Below are 20,011 nucleotides of genomic sequence, written 5' to 3'. Positions count from 1 at the left end.
GTCTTCCTCGACGGCCTGGTCTTCCTCGACCGCCTGGTCTTCCTCGACGGCCTCGGCTTCCTCGACCGCCGGCTCGACGTCCTCGGCGGGCCCGTCGTCCGCCTCCGGTGGCCGCCGCCGCCGACGAGGACGTTCCTGGTCGCTCCCGTCGCGGCGGCGCGGAGCACTCTCCCGACGGTCGGGGGCGTCCCCGGTCGGCTCCCGGTCCGCGGGCCGGCGACGGCGTGGCCGTTCCTGGTCGGACGACTCGGCGGAGTCGGTCGAGTCGCGGGACTTCGAGGGCTGGCGTTTCGTCGTGCCCGACCCGGACGTGTCGGTCCGCGGCTTCCGGGCGGACGTCGAGGACCTCGTCGTCCCCGACCGCTTCGTCGTGCCCTTCGCACCCGTGGAGGATGACCGGCGGGGTCGGTCCTCCGCCTCCTCGCGGGCCCGGCGTCGGGGTGCGGGACGGTCGTCGTCGCTCACGCCGGACCCCCGGTCCCCGGGCCGGGCTCCGCCTGGGGCCCTCCGACGAGGCGTTGGAGGAGCACCTCCTGCTGCTCGTCCCGCTCGGCCTCGGTGATCTCGTCGCGCTCGAACGCCGCGTCGATCTCGTCGATCTGGGCACGGATCACGCCGGGGTCGTTGAGCCGGTAGTCGACCTGGTCCTGGATCTGCTCGGCGATCCACGAGACCCCGCGGACGGGGGCGAGGGGAAGCAGGAGCAGCTCGGTGAAGAACCCCACCTCAGCCCTGACCCTCCTCGGGAGGGTCGTACTCGGGGAGGAAGTCGAACGCGGCGGTCGGGCCGATGAGGCGCAGGTCGACCCGGCCGCTCCACGCGTCACCGAGGTCGTCGACCGCACGCTCGAAGTCGGTGCGGTGATCGCGCCGCACCAGGAACGCCACGTGCACCGCGCCGTTCTCCCCACCCGGCTCCTTGACCACGGTCGCGACGGCGTAGCGCTCGAGCGCATCGAGCGTGGCGTCGGCGTCGGCCTGGCGCAGCCGGTCCACCGAGTGCGAGATCGCCTCGCCGAGTTTGATCCGGTCGTAGTACGAGGCGTCCTCGTCCACGCCGGCGATCCGCTCCCGCAGCTGCTGGATCTCCGGGTTGTCCTCGACGATGCGGGTCAGCACGGCGGTCTGGTCGTACTCGCCGCGCAGCGAGAACTCGGTGAGGCCGTCCATCTGGCCGAGGGCCCGGACGAAGTAGTCCTGATGCGGCGTGAGCAGCTCGTCGGCGACGGCGTCGTCGTCGGTCACCACGGCGCCGAAGCGCATGGGCAGGACGGGCGAGTCCTGGGCGATCGCGTTGAGCACCGTCTCGTGCGCCATGAGGTCCTTGCGGGTCCCGAGGGCCCGCGTGGTCACCACGTCGCTGACCACCGCGGCGAGCTCGCCGACCGTGACCAGGCCCAGTCCGCCCTCGTCGTCACCACCGGGGATGGGCGTGAGCCCCTCGGGGATGCGCGTACCGGCCGGGATGATCCCGTAGATGTACGAGCCGACGGCGTCGTCGGTGCTGCTCTGTTCGGTGTCCACACCCACGTCCCCGCTCATGAGCTCCGCCTCCCGCGCCGGGCCGACTGCTGCTCGCCGTCGTTCCCGCGGACCTCGTCCCACTTCTCCTTGCCCGCGTCGAGCATTCCCTTCGTCTTGCCCTTGGCTCCGCCCTCCGTCACGTTCTCGGTGAGCCCACCCATGAACTCGCCGAGGTCCTTGCCGCCCTTCTGGTGCAGGTCGAGGCGGTTCGTGGCCTCGGCGAACCTCAGATAGGTGTCGACACTGGCGACGACGATCCGGGCGTCGATGGTGATGAGCTCGATGCCGACGAGCGACACCTTCACGAAGACGTCGATGACCAGACCCTTGTCGAGGATCAGGTCGAGAACCTCGGCGAGCCCCCCTTGGGGGGCCTTCTGGACGCCTCCGCCTCCTTGGCGCTGGCTGACGGTCACGCTGGACTCGCTTTCGTTCGGGGCGACCGGGCCGGACCCGACCTGTGGCCGGGTCCGACACCGATCGATCGGTCAGGCCGGGGTCCGCTGACGGCGGCGGCGCGGACGCTCGGGCTCGGGCTCGGGCTCCGCGTCCTCGGCGTCGGAGTCGTCGACCTGGTCGTCCTCGAGGTCCTCCTCGTCGTCGGTGTCCTCGAACTCGTCGTCCGTGTCCTCGGCGTCGTCGGGCTCGTCGTCGAGGTCGTCCTCGGACTCCTCGTCCTCGGCCACGAACTCGTCGTCGTCCTCCGCCGCGGGGGCGTCCTCGTCCGCGTATTCGGCGTCCTCGTACTCGTCGTCGAGGTCGTCCGCGTACTCGTCGTCGAGCTCGTCCTCGTCGGACGCCTCGGCAGCCGCCTGCTCCTCCTCCATCGCCTCCTCGTGGGTCTTCACGACCTCGCTGTCGCGGATCTCGCCGCGCCAGCCCTCGAGTTCCTCGCGATTGATGAGGGTGTCCATCATGACGTGGCGGCAGAAGTGCTTGAACTCCAGTCGCGCACGCCGGCCTACGGCCCGCCAGATGTTTCCGGTCTTCTCGAAGAACCCCTGCGGGTAGTACTCGAGAAGCAGAATGATGCGGGTCATGTTGGGTGCGAGCTCGGAGAAGGTCACGATGCCGTCCGCGTAACCCTTGGCTCCCGAGGACACCCAGATGATGTGGCTGTCCGGGACCTGCTCGCGAATCGTGGTGTTCCACGAACGGCGCGACCAGAACACCTTGGCGGTCCAGGTCGACTTCTCGTCGGATTCCTGGTCGACGGTCTCGAGCTTCTTCATGAAGCTCGGGAAGTCGGCGAACTGGGTCCACTGGTCGTACACGACCCGCAGCGGGACGCCGACGTCCTGCGCCTCGTAGATGTTCATGAACTTGAACTTGCCGCGGGAGCCGCCGCCTCCACCCCCGCCGCTGCCGCCGCTGCCGTCGGAGTCCTCGTCCTCGTCGTCCCCGCCGCCCATGCCGAGCGCACCCGTCACCTTGTCCTTGACGGCCGACGCGCCCGCTTTGAGCGCGCCGGTGATGCCGCCTCCGCCTTCGCCCTCGCCATCACCGTTGCCGCCGCCGAAGGCGCTCGAGAGGCCGACACCGCCGGACTCGGCGACATCGGTGAGCTTGCCGGTCAGGCCCTCGACCTGATTCACGGCGGTGCCGACGGCCTTGTCGCTGAGGGCCTTGAGCAACAGCTGGGCGGCCTGCCTGAGCCGGTCGGTCGGGAGGGAAGGCGTCTCGACGCCGTCGGACTCCGGTTCGGGGCTGTGCCCGTTGGTGGCTGCCCGCTCGTCGGTCTCAGTCATTCGACTTCGCCGCCGCGGTCCGGCGGGTCGAGCGACCCGAGCTGCTGCGCGTGCTGGAGCTGTTGCCGTTCGTGGAGCGCGCCGCCCCGGAGGTGCCGCCCGAGGAGGACTTCGTGGACGCCGCAGGCTTCTTCGCGGTGCTCGACTTGGTGGTCGAGCCCGACGAGGACCTGGTCGAGCCCGACGAGGACCTGGTCGAGCCGGCGTCGGACCGGGTCTTGCGACGGGCGCCGCCGCCCTGCGTGCTCGAGCGCTGCGAGCCGCCCCGTGGCGACGGTGCCTCGTCCGCACCGCCGGTGTCCTCGGCCTCGACGTCGTCGTCGGCGGAGTCCTCCGAGTCGTCGACGTCCTCGGCGGTCTCGTCCTCGAGCTCGTCGTCGGTCTCGTCCTCCGGCTCCTCGGCCGGCTCCGCCTCGGCCTTCCGCCTCCCGCGGCCCTTCCGGGTGAGCCCCGAGGCGGCGCTGCCCGCGCCACCCGCGACGCCACCGACGGCCGAGCCCGCAACGCCGGCCGCATCACCGACCGCACCGCCGGCGTGGCCGACGGTGTCGCCCGCGGCTCCGGCGGCCTGCCCGGCTGCCTGGCCCGCGGCCCCCACGGCGTCGCCCGCGGGCTTGCCGAGGGTCTCGACGCGGTTGACCAGGTTGTCGGTCAGGGCCTCCATGCGCGAGCTCGCCACGGCGAGGGCCGCGTCCTTGCCCGCCTCCATCAGCCGCCCGCGCACCGCGGTGTCGAGCTTCTGGAGCTCCGGCGATTTGTCGACCAGCCCGCCGGCGAGCTTGAGAAGCTGCGCGGGATCGGTGGGGAGTTTCTTCCCCATCAGCGCCCCACCGAGCATGATCGCGAATTTCATCTTCTTGGTGCGGCCCAAGAGGTAACCGCCGATGATCGCCGCAGCGATCTTTCCGCCGTCCATGAGTTCCTTCCCTGCCCGGGTCAGCCGGTCCGTTCCGGCCTTTCCGGCGTCCGGCGGCCCGACGCATTCCGCGCTCGTCGTGCCGCTCTCGGGCGCCGCGCCATCGGTGACCGTCTGTGTGCGACGCACTACTGGTCGCTCGCTGTGGGGTCGGACACTACCTCTGGACAATGGCATAGGAACTAGGCCGAGACGATCAATTATCGCCATGGACTGTTCGGAGCATCGTCCTGCTGAATGGCGCAGACCGGCATCCTGTCGTCAGACACCGTGCTGCTCCGACGCAGGCGAGGCCATACGGAGCACACCCGGGGGGCAGGGGCAGTAGCGCGTCTCACTCAGCGAAAGATGATCAGCAGTTCGGACCCGGACTGTCACAATATGTCTCAGGAATCCGGGGATACAGAAAATCATGAAATGTTCCGGCCATGCGCCCGGAATGCAGGCTCCGTCCAGGGATTCGTCGAACGAAACGTGGCATCCGGACCAACTCCGCGTGGCCCCGGAAGCGCGCCCGAGCGGGCCAGTGGGGTGGGCGGTAGCCGGTGGTCGCCGAGATGTCGCGGAATCGTGGCCCGCGCGCCCGGATCCGTGACGATCCGGTGACCACCGGGCCGGGCGCGGAGCGTGCGCCGTGCTCAGGAGGTGGCATCGGTCCCGGCGACGGCGTCCATGCAGCGGGTCAGCGCGTGCCACTCCCGCAGTCGCGACCGGGCGGCCCGCTCGCCGGCTGCGGTCAGGACGTAGAGGTGCCGCCCGGACGCGGGGTCGGGCTTGCGGGTGAGGAGACGGTTGCGGGCGAGGCGGTGCAGGGTCGCGTGGACCGTCCGCTCCGGGGCGTCGAGCTGCCCGCCGCTGCTCTCGCGGAGGCGGGTGATCACGCCCCGCCCGTCGGCCGGTCCGAGGCGCAGCGCCAGCAGGACGAGGAGATCGACGTGGTCCCGGGACGCGACGCGCGCCACGCCCCACCTCCGGTTGGTGCTCGTCCGGTTCGTGGTCGTGGGGTTCGCCCCCGCGCGCCTGCCGGACCGGGTGGGCGTCCGTTGAGCCGGGACGTCGACCGATGGCACGACGTCCGCGGGCGGGTCCGCCTCGGCCGCGGGGGCGGTCACGTCGGCCTCCGGTCCGCTCGCCGGGGTGGCGACCTCGGGCGCCGGCTCAGGTGGCCGGGCCTCCCCGCCACGCCGCGGCAGGAGGTCGCGCAGGCCCGCCGTCGCCGGTCTCCCGAAGACGTCACTGAGATCCTGGGACATCACACGGCCTCCACGTCGCGACGGATGGTGGGCTGCGCGACGGCTTCCTCGGCGTCGCGCAGCAGGGTCAGGAGTTCGACGCCGAGATCGCGGTAGTCGCCCGCGACCCCGGCGGCGGTCGGCGACACCCGGGGCGGGGTCGCCGTGCCGTCGCGGAGCGAGGCCCACCAGGCGGGCTGGGACGCGACCTCGAGCTCGAGCTCGTGCGCGAGCTTGCCCAGCCGCCGTGCGTCCTGGGCGCTGCGCTCGGCGTGGCGGATGGCCGTCGCGAACAGCGGAGAGCTCCCGCCGAAGGCGCCGGCCACCGCGCTGCGCACTTCGGCGTGGACGCGCCGCGAGCGGGTGCCGGTCCCGAACAGCACCGCGCCGAGGAGCCGGAGCTCCGGGTTCCGCTCGCGGGCCACCGAGAAGCGCTCGGCGACCAGGCGCATGCCGACGAGCCCTCCGACGTCGGACTTCGTCGGCATCACCACCCAGCGCGCGGCGGTCAGGGCGAGGTCGGTGAGGATCGGCGACTCCGGCGGGCAGTCCACGAAGACGACGTCGTAGGGCGCCGCCGTGGGAGCCAGGACATCGGCCAGGACGTCGAAGGCCTCCCGGCCGCGTTCCTGCATCCGCGCCACCATCAGCGGGACGAGGTCGGCCAGCCGGGCGCCGCCGGGCACCACGTCCAGGCCCTCGCGGACGTGCCGGACGGGGACGAGCGGGGTCTCGGTCAGGACGCTCAGCACCAGGCCCGCGCCGTGGTCGTCCCCGTCGCCGTCGCGGTATCCGAGGTCGTCGGCGAGGTTGGCCTGCCGGTTGAGGTCGACCACCAGGCAGCGGTAGTCCGCCGCGGCCAGCTGTCCGGCCAGGTTCGCGACGATCGACGTCTTCCCGACCCCACCCTTGTCGTTGACCATCGCGATCACGCGGGTCAGCGGGCCGTCCGGTCCGTCGAGGACGGTGCCAGGTTCCACCACGGCGCGGAGGGTGACCACGCGATGGCGCCGGGCACAAGGACGACGCACCGGTGCGGGCCCGAGTTGGGCCGGGCGCCGCGAGGTGCGTACGGACGGCCCAGGGCCGCCCGGCCCGGACGACGCACAGGGCGTGCGCGGGCGGGTGCGGCACGACCGGCGCACCGCCGGCCGCCTCCGGCGGGTCGGGCCTGCGGGGGACCACGCCGGTGATCGACGAGGAGAAGATCGACGACGGCGACACTGATCGCGGTGGGTCGTCGATTACCCCGTACGGGTGATTGAAACGATCGCGAGATCCTCGGCAGTGTGACTAAGAGTCATTGCGGGGAGGAGAAGTCCATGCAGCGCGCTGGGGTGTTCCTGGGGTTCGTGCCCTGGATCGTGTTCTCGGTGGTGTCCGGGCCGAGCACCTGGGGGTGGGCGGCGCTGGCCGCCCTGGCGTGCTCACTGATCCTGATCGTGCCGGGCTGGCAGCGGACCCACTCGATGAGCATCCTCGACGCGACCGGCCTGGTGTTCTTCGCCGTGATGGCCGTGCTCGCCCTCGTCCTCGACCGCGCCACCCTGCAGCCCCTCGAGGACCGCGCCCAGCTGCTCTCCAGCGTCGTGATCGCCCTGGTCGCCTTCGGTTCGCTGGCGCTCGGGCGGCCGTTCACCGAGTACTACGCGAAGCAGAGCACCCCGCGCGAGTACTGGAGCAGCCCGGTCTTCCGGCGCATCAACCGCGTGCTCACGGCGACGTGGGGCCTCGCGTTCGTGGTCAACGCGCTGTGCGACGTCGTCTCCGCCTACCTGGGCGGCAGCTCCGACGTCTTCAACTGGGTCCTGCCGGTGATCGTCATCGTCGCCGCGGTGCGCTTCACCATCTGGTACCCGGATCACGTGACCGGTGGGCTCGACCAGGACCGGTCCGGGAGCCCGGCCGTGGCCCCGCAGGCCTGACCGCGCCCTCCACCTCCTGGGACAGGACCATCATGACCACCATCTCGCCCGGCGCGCCGCCGCCCGTCGACGCCGCGTCCGATCCCCACCTGTCGGGGGTGTTCGAGCCGGTCGTCGACGAGATCGCGGCCGGGGACCTCCCGGTCGTGGGGGAGCTCCCGCCCGAGATGGACGGGCTCTACCTGCGCAACGGGCCCAACCCGCGGTTCACGCCACTCGGCTCCTACCTCTACCCCCTCGAGGGCGACGGGATGGTCCACGGGATCTGGCTCTCCGAGGGGCGGGCCCGGTACGCCAACCGCTTCGTCCGCACCCCGGCCCTCGAGGCCGAGGAGGCGGCCGGGCGCGCGCTGTGGGGCGGCCTGATGACGGGGTACACGCCCGGCGCCGCCGAGGTCGGTCCCTCGCTGGCCGGGACGATGAAGGATCTCCCGGACATCAACGTCGTGCGCCACGGCGGCAGGCTGCTCGCCCTCGCCGAGTCGGCACCGCCGTTCGCACTGACCCCGGAGCTCGCGACCTGCGGCCGGGAGACCTTCGGCGGGTCGCTGCCCGCGGGGATCACGGCCCACCCGAAGGTCGATCCGCGCACCGGCGAGATGGCCGTGTTCTGCTACGGCCTCGAGCCCCCGTTCCTCACCTGGTCGATCCTCGGGCCGGACGGCGTCGCGCGCCGCTCACCGACCCCGGTCCCCGACGTCGACCGCCCGGTGATGATCCACGACATGGGGATCACCGAACGCTTCCTCGTGCTGGTCGTGGCCCCGCTCTACTTCGACATGGCCGCGGCGATGACGGGCGGGTCGATGCTGGCCTGGCGTCCCGATGACGGCACCCGCATCGCCCTGATCCCCCGTGACGGCGGACCGGTCCGGTGGGCGCGCTCGGAGGCGTTCTGGACGTGGCACAGCGCGAACGCCTACGACACCGACGACGGCGGGGTGGTCCTCGACTACGTCGAATGGTCACGCCCGGGCGGCCTGAGCCCGGACACCGGCCCGGTGATCGGTGGCATCGCCCGCGCCCGGATCGACCCGGCGAGCGGCACGGTGCACCGCGACTGGCTGACCGACCCGGCCTCGATGGAGTTCCCGCGCATCGACGACCGCCGCATCGGGCGCCGCCACGACATGATCGCGCTGGGCACGGGGTCGGGGCGCCACCGTCTCGTGCCGGGTGACCACGACGCGCTGATGTGGCTCGAGCCGTCCACCGGACGCACCGTGCGCTGGGACGCGGGCGACCTCGCCGTCGGGGAGCTCTCCTACGTGCCCCGGCCCGGCGACGACGCCGTCGAGCACGGGTGGTGGGTCACCTACGCGATCGACCGCGCCGACCACACCAGCTGGTTCCTCGTCATCCCGGCCGCCGACCCCGCCGCGGGGCCGGTCGCGCGCGTCCGCCTCCCCGTGCGCGTCCCCCTCGGGCTGCACGGCGCGTGGCTCCCCACCCAGGAATGAGACGGGTCGTCGGCGGCCCGCCTGCCCTCATCGCCTGACCGGCAGCGAGGTCCCCAGCGCCCCGAGCTCGGCGGCGAGGAACCCCGGCTCGGCCACGACGGGTGCGTCCGGGTCCCGATCCGGTCCGTCGGCGGACGCCCCGCGCCGGGGTCCCCCGGAGCGCTCGGCCAGCCCGGCCAACCCGGTCATCTCGGTCCCGACGACGGCCGCCCGGGACGCGGAGATCGTCGGCGGGCCGTCGTCCGGGGCGCCTTCCTGGGCCCAGCAGGCCGCGAGGACCTGGTGGCCCAGTCGACGCGCCGCGTCGAGGGCAGGCCACCAGATCGTCGTGTCGCGGCCCCGTCGTACCGGCGCGGCCAGGTCGCCGACCTGGTGGGCCTCGGCCAGGGCGAGCAGCCGTTCGTTGAGGTCGCTGCGCGCCCGGCGGGCGGCCGGGCTCGTGGTGCTGCGGTCGACGAGGTGGGGGACCACCCGGGCTGCGTCCCGGAGCATGTCCGCCACCAGGACGGCGGGCGCGGGTACGGCGGCGCCCGGCCGGATCGCCAGGAACACCAGGACCCCGATCACGCATCCGATCACCGTGTCGAGACCGCGGGCGAGCAGGAGCTCGACGAGGTCGGCCGGGTGGCCTGCACTGCCGATCGTCAGCGCGGTGGGCGTCACGACGACGACCCCGAGGCCGTAGTTGCGGGGCATCGCCAGCTGGATCGTGCCCTGCAAGGCCGCCACCGTCACCGCCAACCACACCCCGGCCGGCTGCGCCGAGAGGACGGCCGCGGCGAGCAGGAGCCCGACCCACGTCCCGAGCAGCCGCAGGGCCGCCCGCTCCAGGGTCCCCGCCCAGCCGAGGCCCTGGCACAGGACCAGGACAGCACAGGCGACGGCCCAGTAGGCGTGGTCGAGGCCGAGCAGCGCGCCCGCGGCGCCCGCGAGCAGGGCCGCGACACCGACGCGCACCAGGACCACTCGCCACGGCGACCCGGGGGCGAGCATGGCCCGCGCCGTGCGCGCCGCCGTGGGGCCGCCCAGCGGGAAGGCGCCGGCATCGCGACGGCCGGTCGAGGCCGGCGGGTCGGCGACCGCGGCCTGCGCCGCGGCGACCCGGCCGGCGGCACCGGGATCGGTCGGGCGCCCGTCGTCGTGGGCCCGGACGGCCTCGGAGAGCAGACCGTGCAGGTCCAGGGCGATCGAGCGCAGCCGGGGCAGCGTCCCGTCGGCCCCGTCGACCGGGGGCTGCTGACCGACCAGCACGACCCAGCACCGGTGCATGGCCCGGGCCGCCTCGTCCCGCGCCACCGGGTAGCGGTCGTCGCCGACCGCGTCGACCAGTCGCGCCACCGCGGCCGCGCCGGCGGAGACCACCGCCTTCTCCGGGCGGCGCCCTCCGAAGAGGACACCGCTCATGTGCGCGAGCCAGGAGAGCGCCCCGCCCGCCAGCACCAGCAGCCCCAGGCGCCACGGCTCGGCGTCCGCCCCCGGGATGTTCGCCGCGGTGGCGCACGCGAGGACGAACATGTAGGCGCCCGGCGGGCCGGTGTCGAGGGCCTGGCACAGCCACGTGGCCACCACCGCGATCACGGACACGACGACGACCGTGGCCACCGGCGACGACTCCGACCACGCGCCGAGGGTCACGACGGCCGCGAACGCCAGCGCGACGACCGCGAGCGCCCGGGCGCGGGACCGGTACGGCCGGTGGCCGCCGTACAGGGCGGTGAACGCGCCGACGCTCGCCGTCAGGCCGGCGGAGACGTCGCCTGCCCACCAGCCGATCAGGACGACGCCGCCGGCACAGGACCCGGCGCGGATCGCGTCGACCCAGTCGAACCCGGTCCGGCGCAGCCGGACGAGGTCCCGGCCCCACCGGCGCCAGGAGGCGGAGGGCGGGGCGGTCGGACGGGCGGTCACCCGCTCAGTCTGGCGCCGTCGTCACCGGTCCTGGCCGCGCAGCAGGGTGTCGAGGCGCGGATAGACGCGCCGCGCGTTGCGCTCGTAGACGCCGTCGCGGACGTCGGGCGCCAGCGCGAGGGCGTCGACGTAGCGGCGGGTGTCGTCGAAGTGGTGGCCGGTCCGCGGGTCGATCCCGCGGACGGCGCCCACCATCTCGGAGCCGAAGAGGATGTTGGCGGGCTCGATGACCTCGAAGAGCAGGTCGATGCCGGGCTGGTGGTAGACGCAGGTGTCGAAGAAGACGTTGCCCATCAGGGCGTCCTCGACGGGGGGCCGTCCGAGCATGTCGGCCAGGCCCCGGAAGCGGCCCCAGTGGTACGGCACGGCGCCGCCGCCGTGCGGGATGACCAGGCGCAGGTCCGGGAAGTCGTGGAACAGGTCGGCCTCGAGCAGCTGCATGAACGCGGTGGTGTCGGCGTTGAGGTAGTGCGAGCCGGTGGCGTGGAAGGCGGGGTTCGTGACGGCGGAGACGTGCACCATCGCGGGCACGTCCAGCTCCACCATCGCCTCGTAGAACGGGTACCAGTGCTTGTCGGTCAGCGGCGGTGCCGTCCAGTACCCGCCGGACGGGTCCGGGTTGAGATTGCACCCGACGAACCCGAGCTCGGCGACGCAGCGACGCAGCTCGTCCACCGAGTTCTCGATCGGCACCGCGGGCGACTGGGGGAGCTGGCAGACCCCGGCGAAGTGCCGCGGGAACAGCCCGACCACCCGGGCGACCAGGTCGTTGCAGGCCCGGGTCCATGCGGTGCTCAGGGTCTCGTCGCCGCGGTGGTGGCCCATCGCCGACGCGCGCGGCGAGAAGATCGTCAGATCGATGCCGCGGTCGGCCATGAGCCGCAGCTGGCTGCCCTCGACGCTCTCCCGGATCTCGTCGTCACCGATCCCGGGGTAGAGCGGCGCGGCCGCACCGGCGTCGTGCGCGGCGACCTGCGCCTCGCGCCAGGAGGTGTGGGCGGCAGGCGCGGTGGTGTAGTGGCCGTGACAGTCGATGATCATGCCGTGCCTCCCGGGGGCTCGGGTGCGTCGCGCAGTGCGGCCAGCAGGTCGTGGGCGGCCGAGGCGGTGCGGGGCTCGACGCCGAGCTCCCGCAGCTGCTCGGCGGCCGCCGCCATCTCGTCGGCCCGCCGCCGGGCGTGACGATGGGTGCCGTCGACGAGCCGGTCGATGGACCGCTCGTCGAACCCGGCCAGCTCGGCGGAGATGTCCTGCGCGAGCCACTCCCCGCAGCCCGCTGCCTCGGCCCCGGCGAGGGCCTCGACCACCGCGGCGGCCAGCCCCTTGTAGAACACGCTGCGCAGCAGCTTGCGGGAGATCGCAGTGCCCGCGGGCCCCGGCTGGATCGTCACGATCGCGCCGAGGGGGCCGAGCAGCTCGGCGAACCGGGCCGCGCCGTCACCGGAGACGAGCATCGGCGTGCGCAGGCCCCGGCCCGGCACCGGCGACATGAGGGCGACGTCGACGACGCGGACCCCGGGCCCGGCCGCCCCGACCAGGGCGGCCTTCACCCCCGGCGACGCGGTGTTGAGGTCGGCCCAGACGGTGCCGTCCGCGAGCCCGGGGCGGGCGTTCGTCAGCGCCGTCATGGCGTCGTGGGAGCTGTTCACGCTGAGCGCCAGATCGGCGTCGCGCACGGCGTCGGCCTCCCCGGCGCGCGGGTCGATCCCGGTCCCGGGCGTGACCTTCGGGTCGTAGCCGCGGACGTCGGCCCCGGCCTCCACGAGGTCGCGGGCGATCTCCGAGCCTGCCTCGCCCAGGCCCAGCACGGCGACGCGCACGGGGGCGCTCACGAGGTGGCCCCGGCGACCGGCGGCGTGCCGTGGGTGTGGAACGAATCGCTGTCGTCGAGGACGGGGGTGCGCAGCTCGATATGGGCGAGGTGGGCGACGTCGTGGAGTGGGGGCACGCGGATCTCCGGACGAGGGATGGGCGGGGTCAGGCGCGCGGGAACGCGGTGCCGTCGAAGAGCTTGCGGGCGGTGCGGACGACACCGGAGCGGACCACGCGGGGCGGGGTGGTGGTCGCGTCCACGGCGACGTCGACCAGGAAGTGGCCGGTGGGGTGCTCGACGTCGACCCGGGTGGTGGCGGCCGGCCAGTCGGCGGTGAGCTCGTGGCCGACCGCGCCGGGGAGCAGCATCCCGGTGACCACGCTGACCGCGGCGAGCACGCCGATGGCGGTGTGCGGCCGGACCGGGATGAACGAGCGGGTGGCCACCTGGCCGCCGTCGGCGGGCGGGGCGAGCAGCACCGTCTTCGGCACGGAGGCGCGCGAGACGTCGCCGAGGCCCATGAGCGCCCCCGCCTTGGTCCGGAACGCGTCGACGCGCTCGCCGAGCCCGGGGTCGGCGGCGAGGTCCTCGTGCGACTCGTGCCCGGTGAGCCCGAACGCCTCAGCGCGCGCGAGCACCACGGGCATCCCGTTGTCCACGCAGGTGACCTCGACGCCGTCGACGGTGTCGCGCACGTTCCCGGTGGGCAGCAGCGCGCCGGTGGCGGAGCCCTCGGTGTCGGAGAAGGCGAGGGTGATCGGCGCCGCCGTCCCCGGCACCCCGGCGATGGCGACGTCGCCGCGGTACTCGACGCGCCCGTCCGGGGTGGGCACGGTGGCCACCGCGACGCTGTCGGAGTTGACCATGCGGATGCGCACGGAGGTCGTGGGGCGGTCCGCGGCGACCAGGCCGCGCTCGAGGGAGAAGGGCCCGACTCCGGCCAGGATGTTGCCGCAGTTCTGGGCCTCGGAGACGGTCGCCTCGTCCACGCCGAGCTGCAGGAACAGGTAGTCCACGTCGGCGTCGGGATGCTCCGAGGGTCCGACGACGGCCACCTTGCTGGTCAGCGAGGTCGCCCCGCCCAGGCCGTCGATCTGACGAGGGTCGGGGGTCCCCAGCAGGCGCAGCAGCAGGTCGTCGCGGGCGTCCGGGTCGGCGGGCAGGTCGCGGGCCTCGACGTAGAGGCCCTTCGACGTGCCGCCGCGCAGCATCATCGCGCGCACCCCGGTGTCGTCGTCGCTCACCGCACGTACTCCTCGTGGGAGACGTAGGAGATGCCGGAGTCCTTCAGCCGGTCGCGCAGCCCGTACCGGTCGAGGCCGAGCTCGCCCGCCTCGAACGCGGCCCGTGTGGCGGTCTCCTTCTCGACGCGGGCCCGGGAGGCGTCGAGCGCGCGGTCGACGTCGTGGCGGGGGACGACCATGACCCCGTCGTCGTCGGCGACCACGACGTCGCCGGGGCTGACGACCTGCCCGCCGACGGTGACCGGCACGTTCACCGCGCCTGCGGTGGCCTTGACCGAGCCCTGGGCGGAGACCGCGCGCGACCACGCGGGGAAGCCCATCCCGCGCAGCTCCGCGACGTCGCGGACCCCGCAGCCCAGGACCACGCCGCGGACGCCCCGGTGGGCGAGGGCGGTGGCGAACAGTTCCCCGAAGAGCCCGTCGGTCGAGGGCGAGTTCGTGGCCACGACGAGGACGTCGCCGGGGCGGCACTGCTCGACGGCGACGTGGATCATGAGGTTGTCACCGGGCCAGCAGAGGGCGGTGACCGCGGTGCCGCCGATGCGCGCGCCCGGCCAGGCGGGGCGGAGCTCGGGCCCGAGGTAGCCGACGCGGCCCAGGGCCTCGTGCACGGTCGCGACGCCGTACGTACCCAGCGTCTCGGCGTCCTCGACGTCCGCGCGCGGCGGGTCGGTCACGACCACCGTCCTCATCCCGGGCCCTCCTCGTCGTCGTCCGTCTGCCCGTCCCCGAGCGTTCGTCGTCGGCGGACGATTGTCAACAATTTCGGCGTCGTTCTTGTCGACGAACACGGCTGGTGTCTACGGTCACGTCCCCATGGAGGCCGACCACGCGAGCGGAGCGACGGCGATGACGAGCACCGAGCGACAGACGGCAGGCGATCTCACCGCCCGCCTCGACCGGCTCCCGCGCCGTGCCGTCATCGCCCAGGTCACCCCGCGGGCCCGCAACCGGGCCCTCGAGGATGTGTCGCCGTGAGCCGGGACGGGTCAGCGGACGGGCGGGGAGCCCACCTGCGGCAGGGTCTCGATGACGCTCGCCAGGTGGGCGCGCATGGCGGCCTCGGCGCGCTCGGCGTCGCGGGCGCGGATGGCCCCGATGATCTCCAGGTGCTGGGGGAGCGAGACCGACGCGCGCCCGGGCAGCAGGGCGAGCCGGAACTGGTGGCGGACGTTCTGACCGCGCAGTCGCTCGAGCACGTCGCCCGCGACCTTCTGGCCGCCGACCGCGCGCACCGTGGCGTGCAGCCGTCGGTTGAGCTCGGAGTAGCCGAACACGTCGCCGCGGCCGACGGCCCCCTGCATGTCCTCGCCGATCTCCCGCAGCACCTCGAGGTCGTCGTCGGTCGCGCGCTCGGCGGCCTTGGCGGCGCAGAGCCCCTCGACGACCATGCGCACCTCGGAGATCTCGATCGCCTCGGCCAGCGAGACTGCCCGCACCCGGGCGCCGCGGTTCTGGACGCGCTCGACGAGACCCTCGGCGGCGAGCTGCACCAGCGCGGTGCGCACGGCGGCCCGGCTGGCGCCGAACTGCACCGAGAGATCGGCCTCGACGAGACGCTGGTTCGGGACGAACTCGCCGTCGTGGATCGCCGTGCGCACGAGGTCGACGACGTCCTCGGTCCCGCCGGCGGTCGTGGTCACCGTGCTCATCTCCACCCCCACCTCGCCCCGGATCGCGCCCCGTCGACCGGTCCGAAGAGTACGCGTCCGCCCGGATCAGCCTGGCAGTCGCCACGGAATTCACACAAGATTGTCAACAATACTTGCGCCGATTGTGGCGGAAGTAGGAGTGTGTGGGACCTCAGCAACCGGACCGACCCCAGCGACGCCGGGAGGACTCCGTGGGCAGCGCGGACACCGTGAGCTTCACCCCGACGCCGGGATGGCGCGACCACGACCGGAGGCCGTCGACCCCGACCGTCGCGCTGCCGGCAGGCACGGTCGACGCGCACTGCCACGTCTTCGGGCCCGGCGAGGCCTTTCCCTACGCCCCCGAGCGCAAGTACACCCCGACCGACGCCGGCCGCGAGGAGCTCTTCGCGCTGCGCGACCACCTCGGGATCCACCGCACCGTCGTCGTCCAGGCGACCTGCCACGGGGCGGACAACAGCGCCATGGTCGACGCGGTGCGCGCCGCGGGCGACCGCGCCCGCGGCATCGCCACGGTGCGGCCCGACGTCACCGACGCCGAGCTCGCCGGTCTCCACGAGGCCGGCGTGCGCGGCGTGCGGTTCAACTTCCTCTCCCGGCTCGTCGAGGCCACACCCGTGCGCGACCTCGCGGTGGTCGCGCAGAAGATCGCGCCGCTCGGCTGGCACGCGGTGATCTACTTCGAGGCGTCCGACCTCGACGAGCTCGAGGGTGTCCTCGGCGCGCTGCCGGTGCCGTTGGTCATCGACCACATGGGCAGGCCCGACGTCACCCGCGGCGTGGACGGCTCGGCGTTCTCGCACTTCCTGCGCTTCGTGGACCGCCACGACGTCTGGGTCAAGGTGAGCTGCCCGGAGCGTCTCAGCGTGACCGGCCCGCCCGCGCTCGACGGCGAGCGGAACGCCTATCGCGACGTGGTGCCCTTCGCCCGCCGCGTCGTCGAGGAGTTCGGCGACCGCGTGCTGTGGGGCACGGACTGGCCGCACCCGAACCTGACCGATCACATGCCCGACGACGGTCTGCTCGTCGACCACATCCCCCACATCGCACCGACCGCGCGGGCCCGGCAACGCCTCCTGGTCGCCAACCCGACCCGCCTCTACTGGCCCGACGACCCGCCCGACACCGCCGTCGAGACGGAGGCCCTCCCGTGACCGCACCCCTGCCCGCCCCGACCGCCGCGCAACGGCTCGACCGGCTCCCGATCAGCCGGTTCCACGTCGTCACGCTGATCGCGGTGTCGTTCGCGTACTTCTTCGAGTTCGCCGACATCAACACCTTCGCCGTCACCGCGCCCCGGCTCATCAAGCTCTGGGGCGTCACGGTGAACCAGGTCGCCTACGTCACCTCGACGTCGTTCGTCGGGATGTTCCTGGGCTCGATCGTCGCCGGGGCGCTCGCCGACCGGATCGGGCGTCGACGCGCGCTCACCGGGACCACCGTGTTCTTCGGGCTGTTCTCGCTCGCCTCGGTGTTCTCGTGGGACGTGGTCTCGCTCGGTGTCTGCCGGTTCCTGACCTCCGCGGGGCTCGCCGCGATGACCGTCGTCGCCGTCATCTACCTCAGTGAGATCTTCCCCGCCGCCCGTCGCGGCAAGTTCCAGGCCTACGCGATCGCCATCGGGATCTGCGGCACCCCCGCGACCAACCTCATCGCGGCGGCGGTCGTCCCGCTCTCGGACTGGTCGTGGCGCCTGGTCTACCTCTGGGGTGCCCTCGGCCTGGTCTTCGTCGTGTTCGTCGGGCGGATCAAGGAGTCTCCGCGGTGGCTGGAGAGCCGCGGCGAGCACGACCGCGCCGAGGCCGTCCTGGCCGACATCGAGACGACCGTCGCCGCGCAGACGGGCCCGTTGCCCCCGGTCGCAGCGGCCGCGCAGGACGTCGGACCCATGGCGGAGGACAACCGCGGCGGCCGTCCGTGGCGGCTGCTCCTCCGGCGCCGCTACCTGCTGCCGACCCTGCTGCTCTGCGTCCTGTGGGTCACCCAGACCATCGGCTTCTTCGGCTACTCCAGCTGGGCACCGACGCTGCTGGCCAAGCAGGGCTTCAGCGTCGAGAACTCGATCTTCTACGTCGCCCTGACGACGATCGGTGCCCCGCTCGGCTGCCTGCTCGCGGCCGCGGTCACCGACCGGTTCGAGCGCAAGTGGGTCATCGCGGTGTTCGGCGCCGTCATCGGGGTCTGCGGGCTGCTCTACGGCCTGACCTTCGACCCGGTGCTCATCGTCGTGTTCGGCTTCCTGGTGAACCTCGTCGAGCGCGGCTACACCGCCCTCGCGTACGCCTACTCGCCCGAGCTGTTCGACACCAGGACGCGCTCGCTGGGCACCGGCATCTCCTACGGCGTGGGCCGCCTGTCCAACGCGGCGGGCCCGCTGATCATCGCGGCCCTCTACACCGGCAGCGGGTACCTCAGCGTGTTCGTCTTCATCGCCGCGACCTGGTTCGTCGGAGCCATCGCGGTCGCCGTCTTCGGGCCGCGGACCCGGGCGCGACGACCGGCGCCCGACACGGTCGCGAGCACCGCGTCGGCCTGACGCGCCGCGCCCTACCATCGGGCGCGATGGCGAGCGGACGACGCGTTCTCGGCTCGAGGACCCGATGACGACCGGGCCCGCCGGGGCGGGGCGGGTGCGCGTGGGCACGTCCGGCTGGACCTACGACTCCTGGCAGGACACCTTCTTCCCCGCGGGGCTGGCCCGCAGGCGCCGCCTGGAATACCTGGGCTCCCGCATGGACACCGCGGAGGTCAACGGCACCTTCTACTCGCTGCAGCGCGCCTCGTCGTTCCGGACCTGGGCCGAGGCGACCCCGGAGCAGTTCCGCTTCGCGGTGAAGGGCAGCCGCTACATCACCCACATGAAGAAGCTCCGCGAGGTCGAGGAACCCCTCGGGCGGTTCTTCGCGTCCGGTCTCCTGGCCCTGGGCGCGAAGCTCGGGCCGGTGCTCTGGCAGCTCCCGCCGAACCTGAGATGGGACGCCGCACGGGTCGAGGGCTTCCTCCGGCTGCTCCCGCGGACGACCGGGGAGGCGGCCGCCCTGGCCACCGGCCACGCGGACCGCGTCCCGGACCCGTGGACCGTCGCCGACGTGGACCGTCCGATGCGGTACGCCCTCGAGGTCCGGCATCCGAGCTTCCGCACCTCCGAGGCGGTCGCGCTGCTGCGGGCCCACGACGTGGCCCTCGTCGTCTCCGACGGTGCCGGGGAGTTCCCGCTGTTCGACGACGTCACCGCCGACCTGGTGTACGTCCGGCTGCACGGGCAGGCCGAGCTCTACCGCGGCGCCTACGACGCCGCGGCGCTCGACACCTGGGCCGCGCGCGCCCGTGACTGGGCGGCGGGACGGGCCCCGGTCACAGCCGCGACGATCGCCCCCGAGGACCCCGGCCCGGAGCGCTCCGCGGGACGCGAGGTCCTCGTCTACTTCGACAACGACGCCGAGGGCCATGCGCCCCGCGACGCCCTCGCGCTGGCTGGTCGGCTGTGCCAGTAAGTCACGCATTGGTGATCAGACTGCACCCGTCTGTAGGTATCTTTTCGCCTGTTCACTCGAAAGAGTGAGAGTATTGGCGTATCACAGCCACCCATGGTGACGATCTCCCCTGTGACGGACTCCCATCCGGGGGAGTCTCGGCACATCGTGGACCGGCCTGAGGAGATCGCCATGACGACAGCACCGCGGATGGTCCCGCTCGGCGGCGGCCCGGTGTTCGTCGACGCGAGCGGGCGGCGGCGGCGGACGATGAGTGTCCTCGGCTGGCTCGGCGCGGCGGCGTGCGCGATCTACCTGGCGGCGTTCGGGGCGACGATGACCACCAGCGCCGGCGCGCTCGGTGAGCTCGCCGGCGCCGCGCTGACGCCCACCCCCCTGCCCGACGAGGACGACGCGGGTGCCGACGATCCCGCCGACGCGACTCCTGTCGGGGTGATCCCGGCCGGGGTGACCCCGGTCGTCGGGGCTCCGGCTGCTGTGGCTCCGGTCCGTCCTGTCGTCGCGGAGCAGGTCCGTACCACTGCGGCGCAGGTCCGCACCACCGCGGCGGAGTCCCGCCCCGGTACGGGGCTCGTCGAGCTGCGTCGGCGCGAGCCGGCCGGGACCGCGCCCGCCACGCGGAACTCCCGCCCCTCCCCGGCGCCACGCGCGGCGGCGCAGCGCCGGGTCGCGGGAACGCCGGTGCGCCCGACGACCGCGGCCCGGACGGCCCGGCCGGCCCCGGCGAGCGCCCCGGTCGTCCCCCGGGCCACCGGCGGTGCCACCGCCACCCCGCGCAGCGGCGCGACGGGCACCGGCGCCGGAACCTCCGGCAGCGGCTCGTCGACGGGCACGAGCGGATCCGGTACGACCGGCACCGGTTCGACCGGGACGGGCACGTCCGGCACCGGCACTTCCACCGGCACCGGCACTGGCACCGGCACCGGCACGTCCGGAACCGGAACGACCGGGAGCGGCTCGACGGGCACCGGCACCACCGGCACCACCGGCACCGGGACAGCGACGTCCACGACCGGCACCGCCGGGCCGCTGATGGACGCCGCGACGTCCGACATCCTCACGATCGGTCCGATCTCGAACCCCGGGACGGTGTGA

Annotated in this window: 20 protein-coding genes and 1 pseudogene; 7 read left to right on the top strand and 14 right to left on the bottom strand. The window is 73.4% G+C overall.

Features of this window, described 5'->3' with window-relative positions; genetic code table 11:
• From VGI02_RS00895 to VGI02_RS00860, 8 genes and pseudogenes are all read right to left on the bottom strand, one after another.
• Window positions 1-465, bottom strand: a pseudogene (locus tag VGI02_RS00895) (hypothetical protein); the annotation flags it as partial.
• Window positions 462-725 (bottom strand): gas vesicle protein GvpG, encoded by a 264-nt coding sequence (locus VGI02_RS00890; protein ID WP_331625336.1) that lies wholly within the window; start codon window positions 723-725, stop codon window positions 462-464. The gene VGI02_RS00890 and the pseudogene VGI02_RS00895, both read right to left, overlap by 4 nt.
• Window position 726: 1 nt before the next feature.
• Window positions 727-1,542 (bottom strand): GvpL/GvpF family gas vesicle protein, encoded by an 816-nt coding sequence (locus VGI02_RS00885; RefSeq protein ID WP_331625335.1) that lies wholly within the window; start codon window positions 1,540-1,542, stop codon window positions 727-729.
• Window positions 1,539-1,940, bottom strand: a complete 402-nt coding sequence (gene gvpJ / locus VGI02_RS00880) for a gas vesicle protein GvpJ (protein ID WP_331625334.1) — start codon at window positions 1,938-1,940, stop codon at window positions 1,539-1,541. The genes VGI02_RS00885 and gvpJ overlap by 4 nt, the downstream gene beginning before the upstream one ends.
• Window positions 1,941-2,012: 72 nt before the next feature.
• Entirely contained in the window at window positions 2,013-3,272 is a 1,260-nt protein-coding gene (locus VGI02_RS00875) for an SRPBCC family protein (protein ID WP_331625333.1), read from the bottom strand.
• The gene (locus tag VGI02_RS00870; RefSeq protein WP_331625332.1) at window positions 3,265-4,188 is read right to left on the bottom strand and encodes a hypothetical protein; all 924 of its coding nucleotides are present in this window, start codon (window positions 4,186-4,188) and stop codon (window positions 3,265-3,267) included. The genes VGI02_RS00875 and VGI02_RS00870 overlap by 8 nt, the downstream gene beginning before the upstream one ends.
• A gap of 638 nt (window positions 4,189-4,826) precedes the next feature.
• A complete protein-coding gene (locus VGI02_RS00865; protein WP_331625331.1) occupies window positions 4,827-5,441 on the bottom strand; it encodes a PadR family transcriptional regulator in 615 nt (204 codons plus the stop codon).
• Window positions 5,441-6,403, bottom strand: a complete 963-nt coding sequence (locus VGI02_RS00860) for a ParA family protein (RefSeq protein ID WP_331625330.1) — start codon at window positions 6,401-6,403, stop codon at window positions 5,441-5,443. Before VGI02_RS00860 ends, VGI02_RS00865 begins: the two co-directional genes overlap by 1 nt.
• Window positions 6,404-6,742: 339 nt before the next feature.
• On the opposite strand from VGI02_RS00860, the gene VGI02_RS00855 reads away from it, so the two are divergent.
• The gene (locus VGI02_RS00855) at window positions 6,743-7,345 is read left to right on the top strand and encodes a DUF3159 domain-containing protein (protein ID WP_331625329.1); all 603 of its coding nucleotides are present in this window, start codon (window positions 6,743-6,745) and stop codon (window positions 7,343-7,345) included.
• Between the two features lie 32 nt (window positions 7,346-7,377).
• Entirely contained in the window at window positions 7,378-8,805 is a 1,428-nt protein-coding gene (locus tag VGI02_RS00850) for a carotenoid oxygenase family protein (protein ID WP_331625328.1), read from the top strand.
• A gap of 27 nt (window positions 8,806-8,832) precedes the next feature.
• On the opposite strand, the gene VGI02_RS00845 is transcribed toward VGI02_RS00850, so the two are convergent.
• From VGI02_RS00845 to VGI02_RS00825, 5 genes are all read right to left on the bottom strand, one after another.
• Window positions 8,833-10,713 (bottom strand): FUSC family protein, encoded by a 1,881-nt coding sequence (locus VGI02_RS00845; protein ID WP_331625327.1) that lies wholly within the window; start codon window positions 10,711-10,713, stop codon window positions 8,833-8,835.
• Between the two features lie 21 nt (window positions 10,714-10,734).
• Window positions 10,735-11,754: an amidohydrolase family protein gene (locus VGI02_RS00840; protein ID WP_331625326.1), complete on the bottom strand. Its 1,020-nt coding sequence runs from the start codon at window positions 11,752-11,754 to the stop codon at window positions 10,735-10,737.
• Window positions 11,751-12,545, bottom strand: coding sequence for a DUF1932 domain-containing protein (locus VGI02_RS00835; RefSeq protein WP_331625325.1), 795 nt, complete (start codon window positions 12,543-12,545; stop codon window positions 11,751-11,753). Before VGI02_RS00835 ends, VGI02_RS00840 begins: the two co-directional genes overlap by 4 nt.
• Before the next feature lie 145 nt (window positions 12,546-12,690).
• Entirely contained in the window at window positions 12,691-13,770 is a 1,080-nt protein-coding gene (locus VGI02_RS00830; protein WP_331625324.1) for a 4-oxalomesaconate tautomerase, read from the bottom strand.
• A complete protein-coding gene (locus VGI02_RS00825) occupies window positions 13,767-14,462 on the bottom strand; it encodes a 4-carboxy-4-hydroxy-2-oxoadipate aldolase/oxaloacetate decarboxylase (RefSeq protein WP_331625323.1) in 696 nt (231 codons plus the stop codon). The genes VGI02_RS00830 and VGI02_RS00825 overlap by 4 nt, the downstream gene beginning before the upstream one ends.
• A gap of 124 nt (window positions 14,463-14,586) precedes the next feature.
• Here VGI02_RS00825 and VGI02_RS00820 point away from each other — a divergent pair, with 124 nt between their 5' ends.
• The gene (locus tag VGI02_RS00820) at window positions 14,587-14,748 is read left to right on the top strand and encodes a hypothetical protein (RefSeq protein ID WP_331625322.1); all 162 of its coding nucleotides are present in this window, start codon (window positions 14,587-14,589) and stop codon (window positions 14,746-14,748) included.
• A gap of 11 nt (window positions 14,749-14,759) precedes the next feature.
• Here VGI02_RS00820 and VGI02_RS00815 read toward each other — a convergent pair whose 3' ends face one another.
• The gene (locus VGI02_RS00815; protein ID WP_331625321.1) at window positions 14,760-15,422 is read right to left on the bottom strand and encodes a GntR family transcriptional regulator; all 663 of its coding nucleotides are present in this window, start codon (window positions 15,420-15,422) and stop codon (window positions 14,760-14,762) included.
• A gap of 191 nt (window positions 15,423-15,613) precedes the next feature.
• Here VGI02_RS00815 and VGI02_RS00810 point away from each other — a divergent pair, with 191 nt between their 5' ends.
• The 4 genes from VGI02_RS00810 to VGI02_RS00795 all read left to right on the top strand — a co-directional run bounded on the left by VGI02_RS00810 (window position 15,614) and on the right by VGI02_RS00795 (window position 20,011).
• Window positions 15,614-16,576: an amidohydrolase family protein gene (locus VGI02_RS00810; RefSeq protein ID WP_331625320.1), complete on the top strand. Its 963-nt coding sequence runs from the start codon at window positions 15,614-15,616 to the stop codon at window positions 16,574-16,576.
• Window positions 16,573-17,958, top strand: coding sequence for an MFS transporter (locus tag VGI02_RS00805; protein ID WP_331625319.1), 1,386 nt, complete (start codon window positions 16,573-16,575; stop codon window positions 17,956-17,958). The genes VGI02_RS00810 and VGI02_RS00805 overlap by 4 nt, the downstream gene beginning before the upstream one ends.
• A 64-nt stretch (window positions 17,959-18,022) precedes the next feature.
• Window positions 18,023-18,916, top strand: coding sequence for a DUF72 domain-containing protein (locus VGI02_RS00800; protein WP_331625318.1), 894 nt, complete (start codon window positions 18,023-18,025; stop codon window positions 18,914-18,916).
• Window positions 18,917-19,087: 171 nt separating this feature from the next.
• Entirely contained in the window at window positions 19,088-20,011 is a 924-nt protein-coding gene (locus tag VGI02_RS00795; protein WP_331625317.1) for a hypothetical protein, read from the top strand.

The organism is Actinomycetospora sp., from assembly GCF_036497245.1.
GTDB lineage: Bacteria > Actinomycetota > Actinomycetes > Mycobacteriales > Pseudonocardiaceae > Actinomycetospora.
The sequence above is the reverse complement of the archived record's forward strand: the minus strand, read 5'-3'. Positions and strand labels throughout refer to the sequence as shown.

Excerpts from the sequence above, each read along its gene's own strand:
- VGI02_RS00885 (WP_331625335.1), bottom strand. The coding sequence starts at position 1,542 with ATGAGCGGGGACGTGGGTGTGGACACCGAACAGAGCAGCACCGACGAC.
- VGI02_RS00875 (WP_331625333.1), bottom strand. The coding sequence starts at position 3,272 with ATGACTGAGACCGACGAGCGGGCAGCCACCAACGGGCACAGCCCCGAA.
- VGI02_RS00870 (WP_331625332.1), bottom strand. The coding sequence starts at position 4,188 with ATGGACGGCGGAAAGATCGCTGCGGCGATCATCGGCGGTTACCTCTTG.
- VGI02_RS00865 (WP_331625331.1), bottom strand. The coding sequence starts at position 5,441 with ATGTCCCAGGATCTCAGTGACGTCTTCGGGAGACCGGCGACGGCGGGC.
- VGI02_RS00855 (WP_331625329.1), top strand. The coding sequence starts at position 6,743 with ATGCAGCGCGCTGGGGTGTTCCTGGGGTTCGTGCCCTGGATCGTGTTC.
- VGI02_RS00850 (WP_331625328.1), top strand. The coding sequence starts at position 7,378 with ATGACCACCATCTCGCCCGGCGCGCCGCCGCCCGTCGACGCCGCGTCC.
- VGI02_RS00840 (WP_331625326.1), bottom strand. The coding sequence starts at position 11,754 with ATGATCATCGACTGTCACGGCCACTACACCACCGCGCCTGCCGCCCAC.
- VGI02_RS00825 (WP_331625323.1), bottom strand. The coding sequence starts at position 14,462 with ATGAGGACGGTGGTCGTGACCGACCCGCCGCGCGCGGACGTCGAGGAC.
- VGI02_RS00820 (WP_331625322.1), top strand. The coding sequence starts at position 14,587 with ATGGAGGCCGACCACGCGAGCGGAGCGACGGCGATGACGAGCACCGAG.
- VGI02_RS00815 (WP_331625321.1), bottom strand. The coding sequence starts at position 15,422 with ATGAGCACGGTGACCACGACCGCCGGCGGGACCGAGGACGTCGTCGAC.
- VGI02_RS00800 (WP_331625318.1), top strand. The coding sequence starts at position 18,023 with ATGACGACCGGGCCCGCCGGGGCGGGGCGGGTGCGCGTGGGCACGTCC.
- VGI02_RS00795 (WP_331625317.1), top strand. The coding sequence starts at position 19,088 with ATGACGACAGCACCGCGGATGGTCCCGCTCGGCGGCGGCCCGGTGTTC.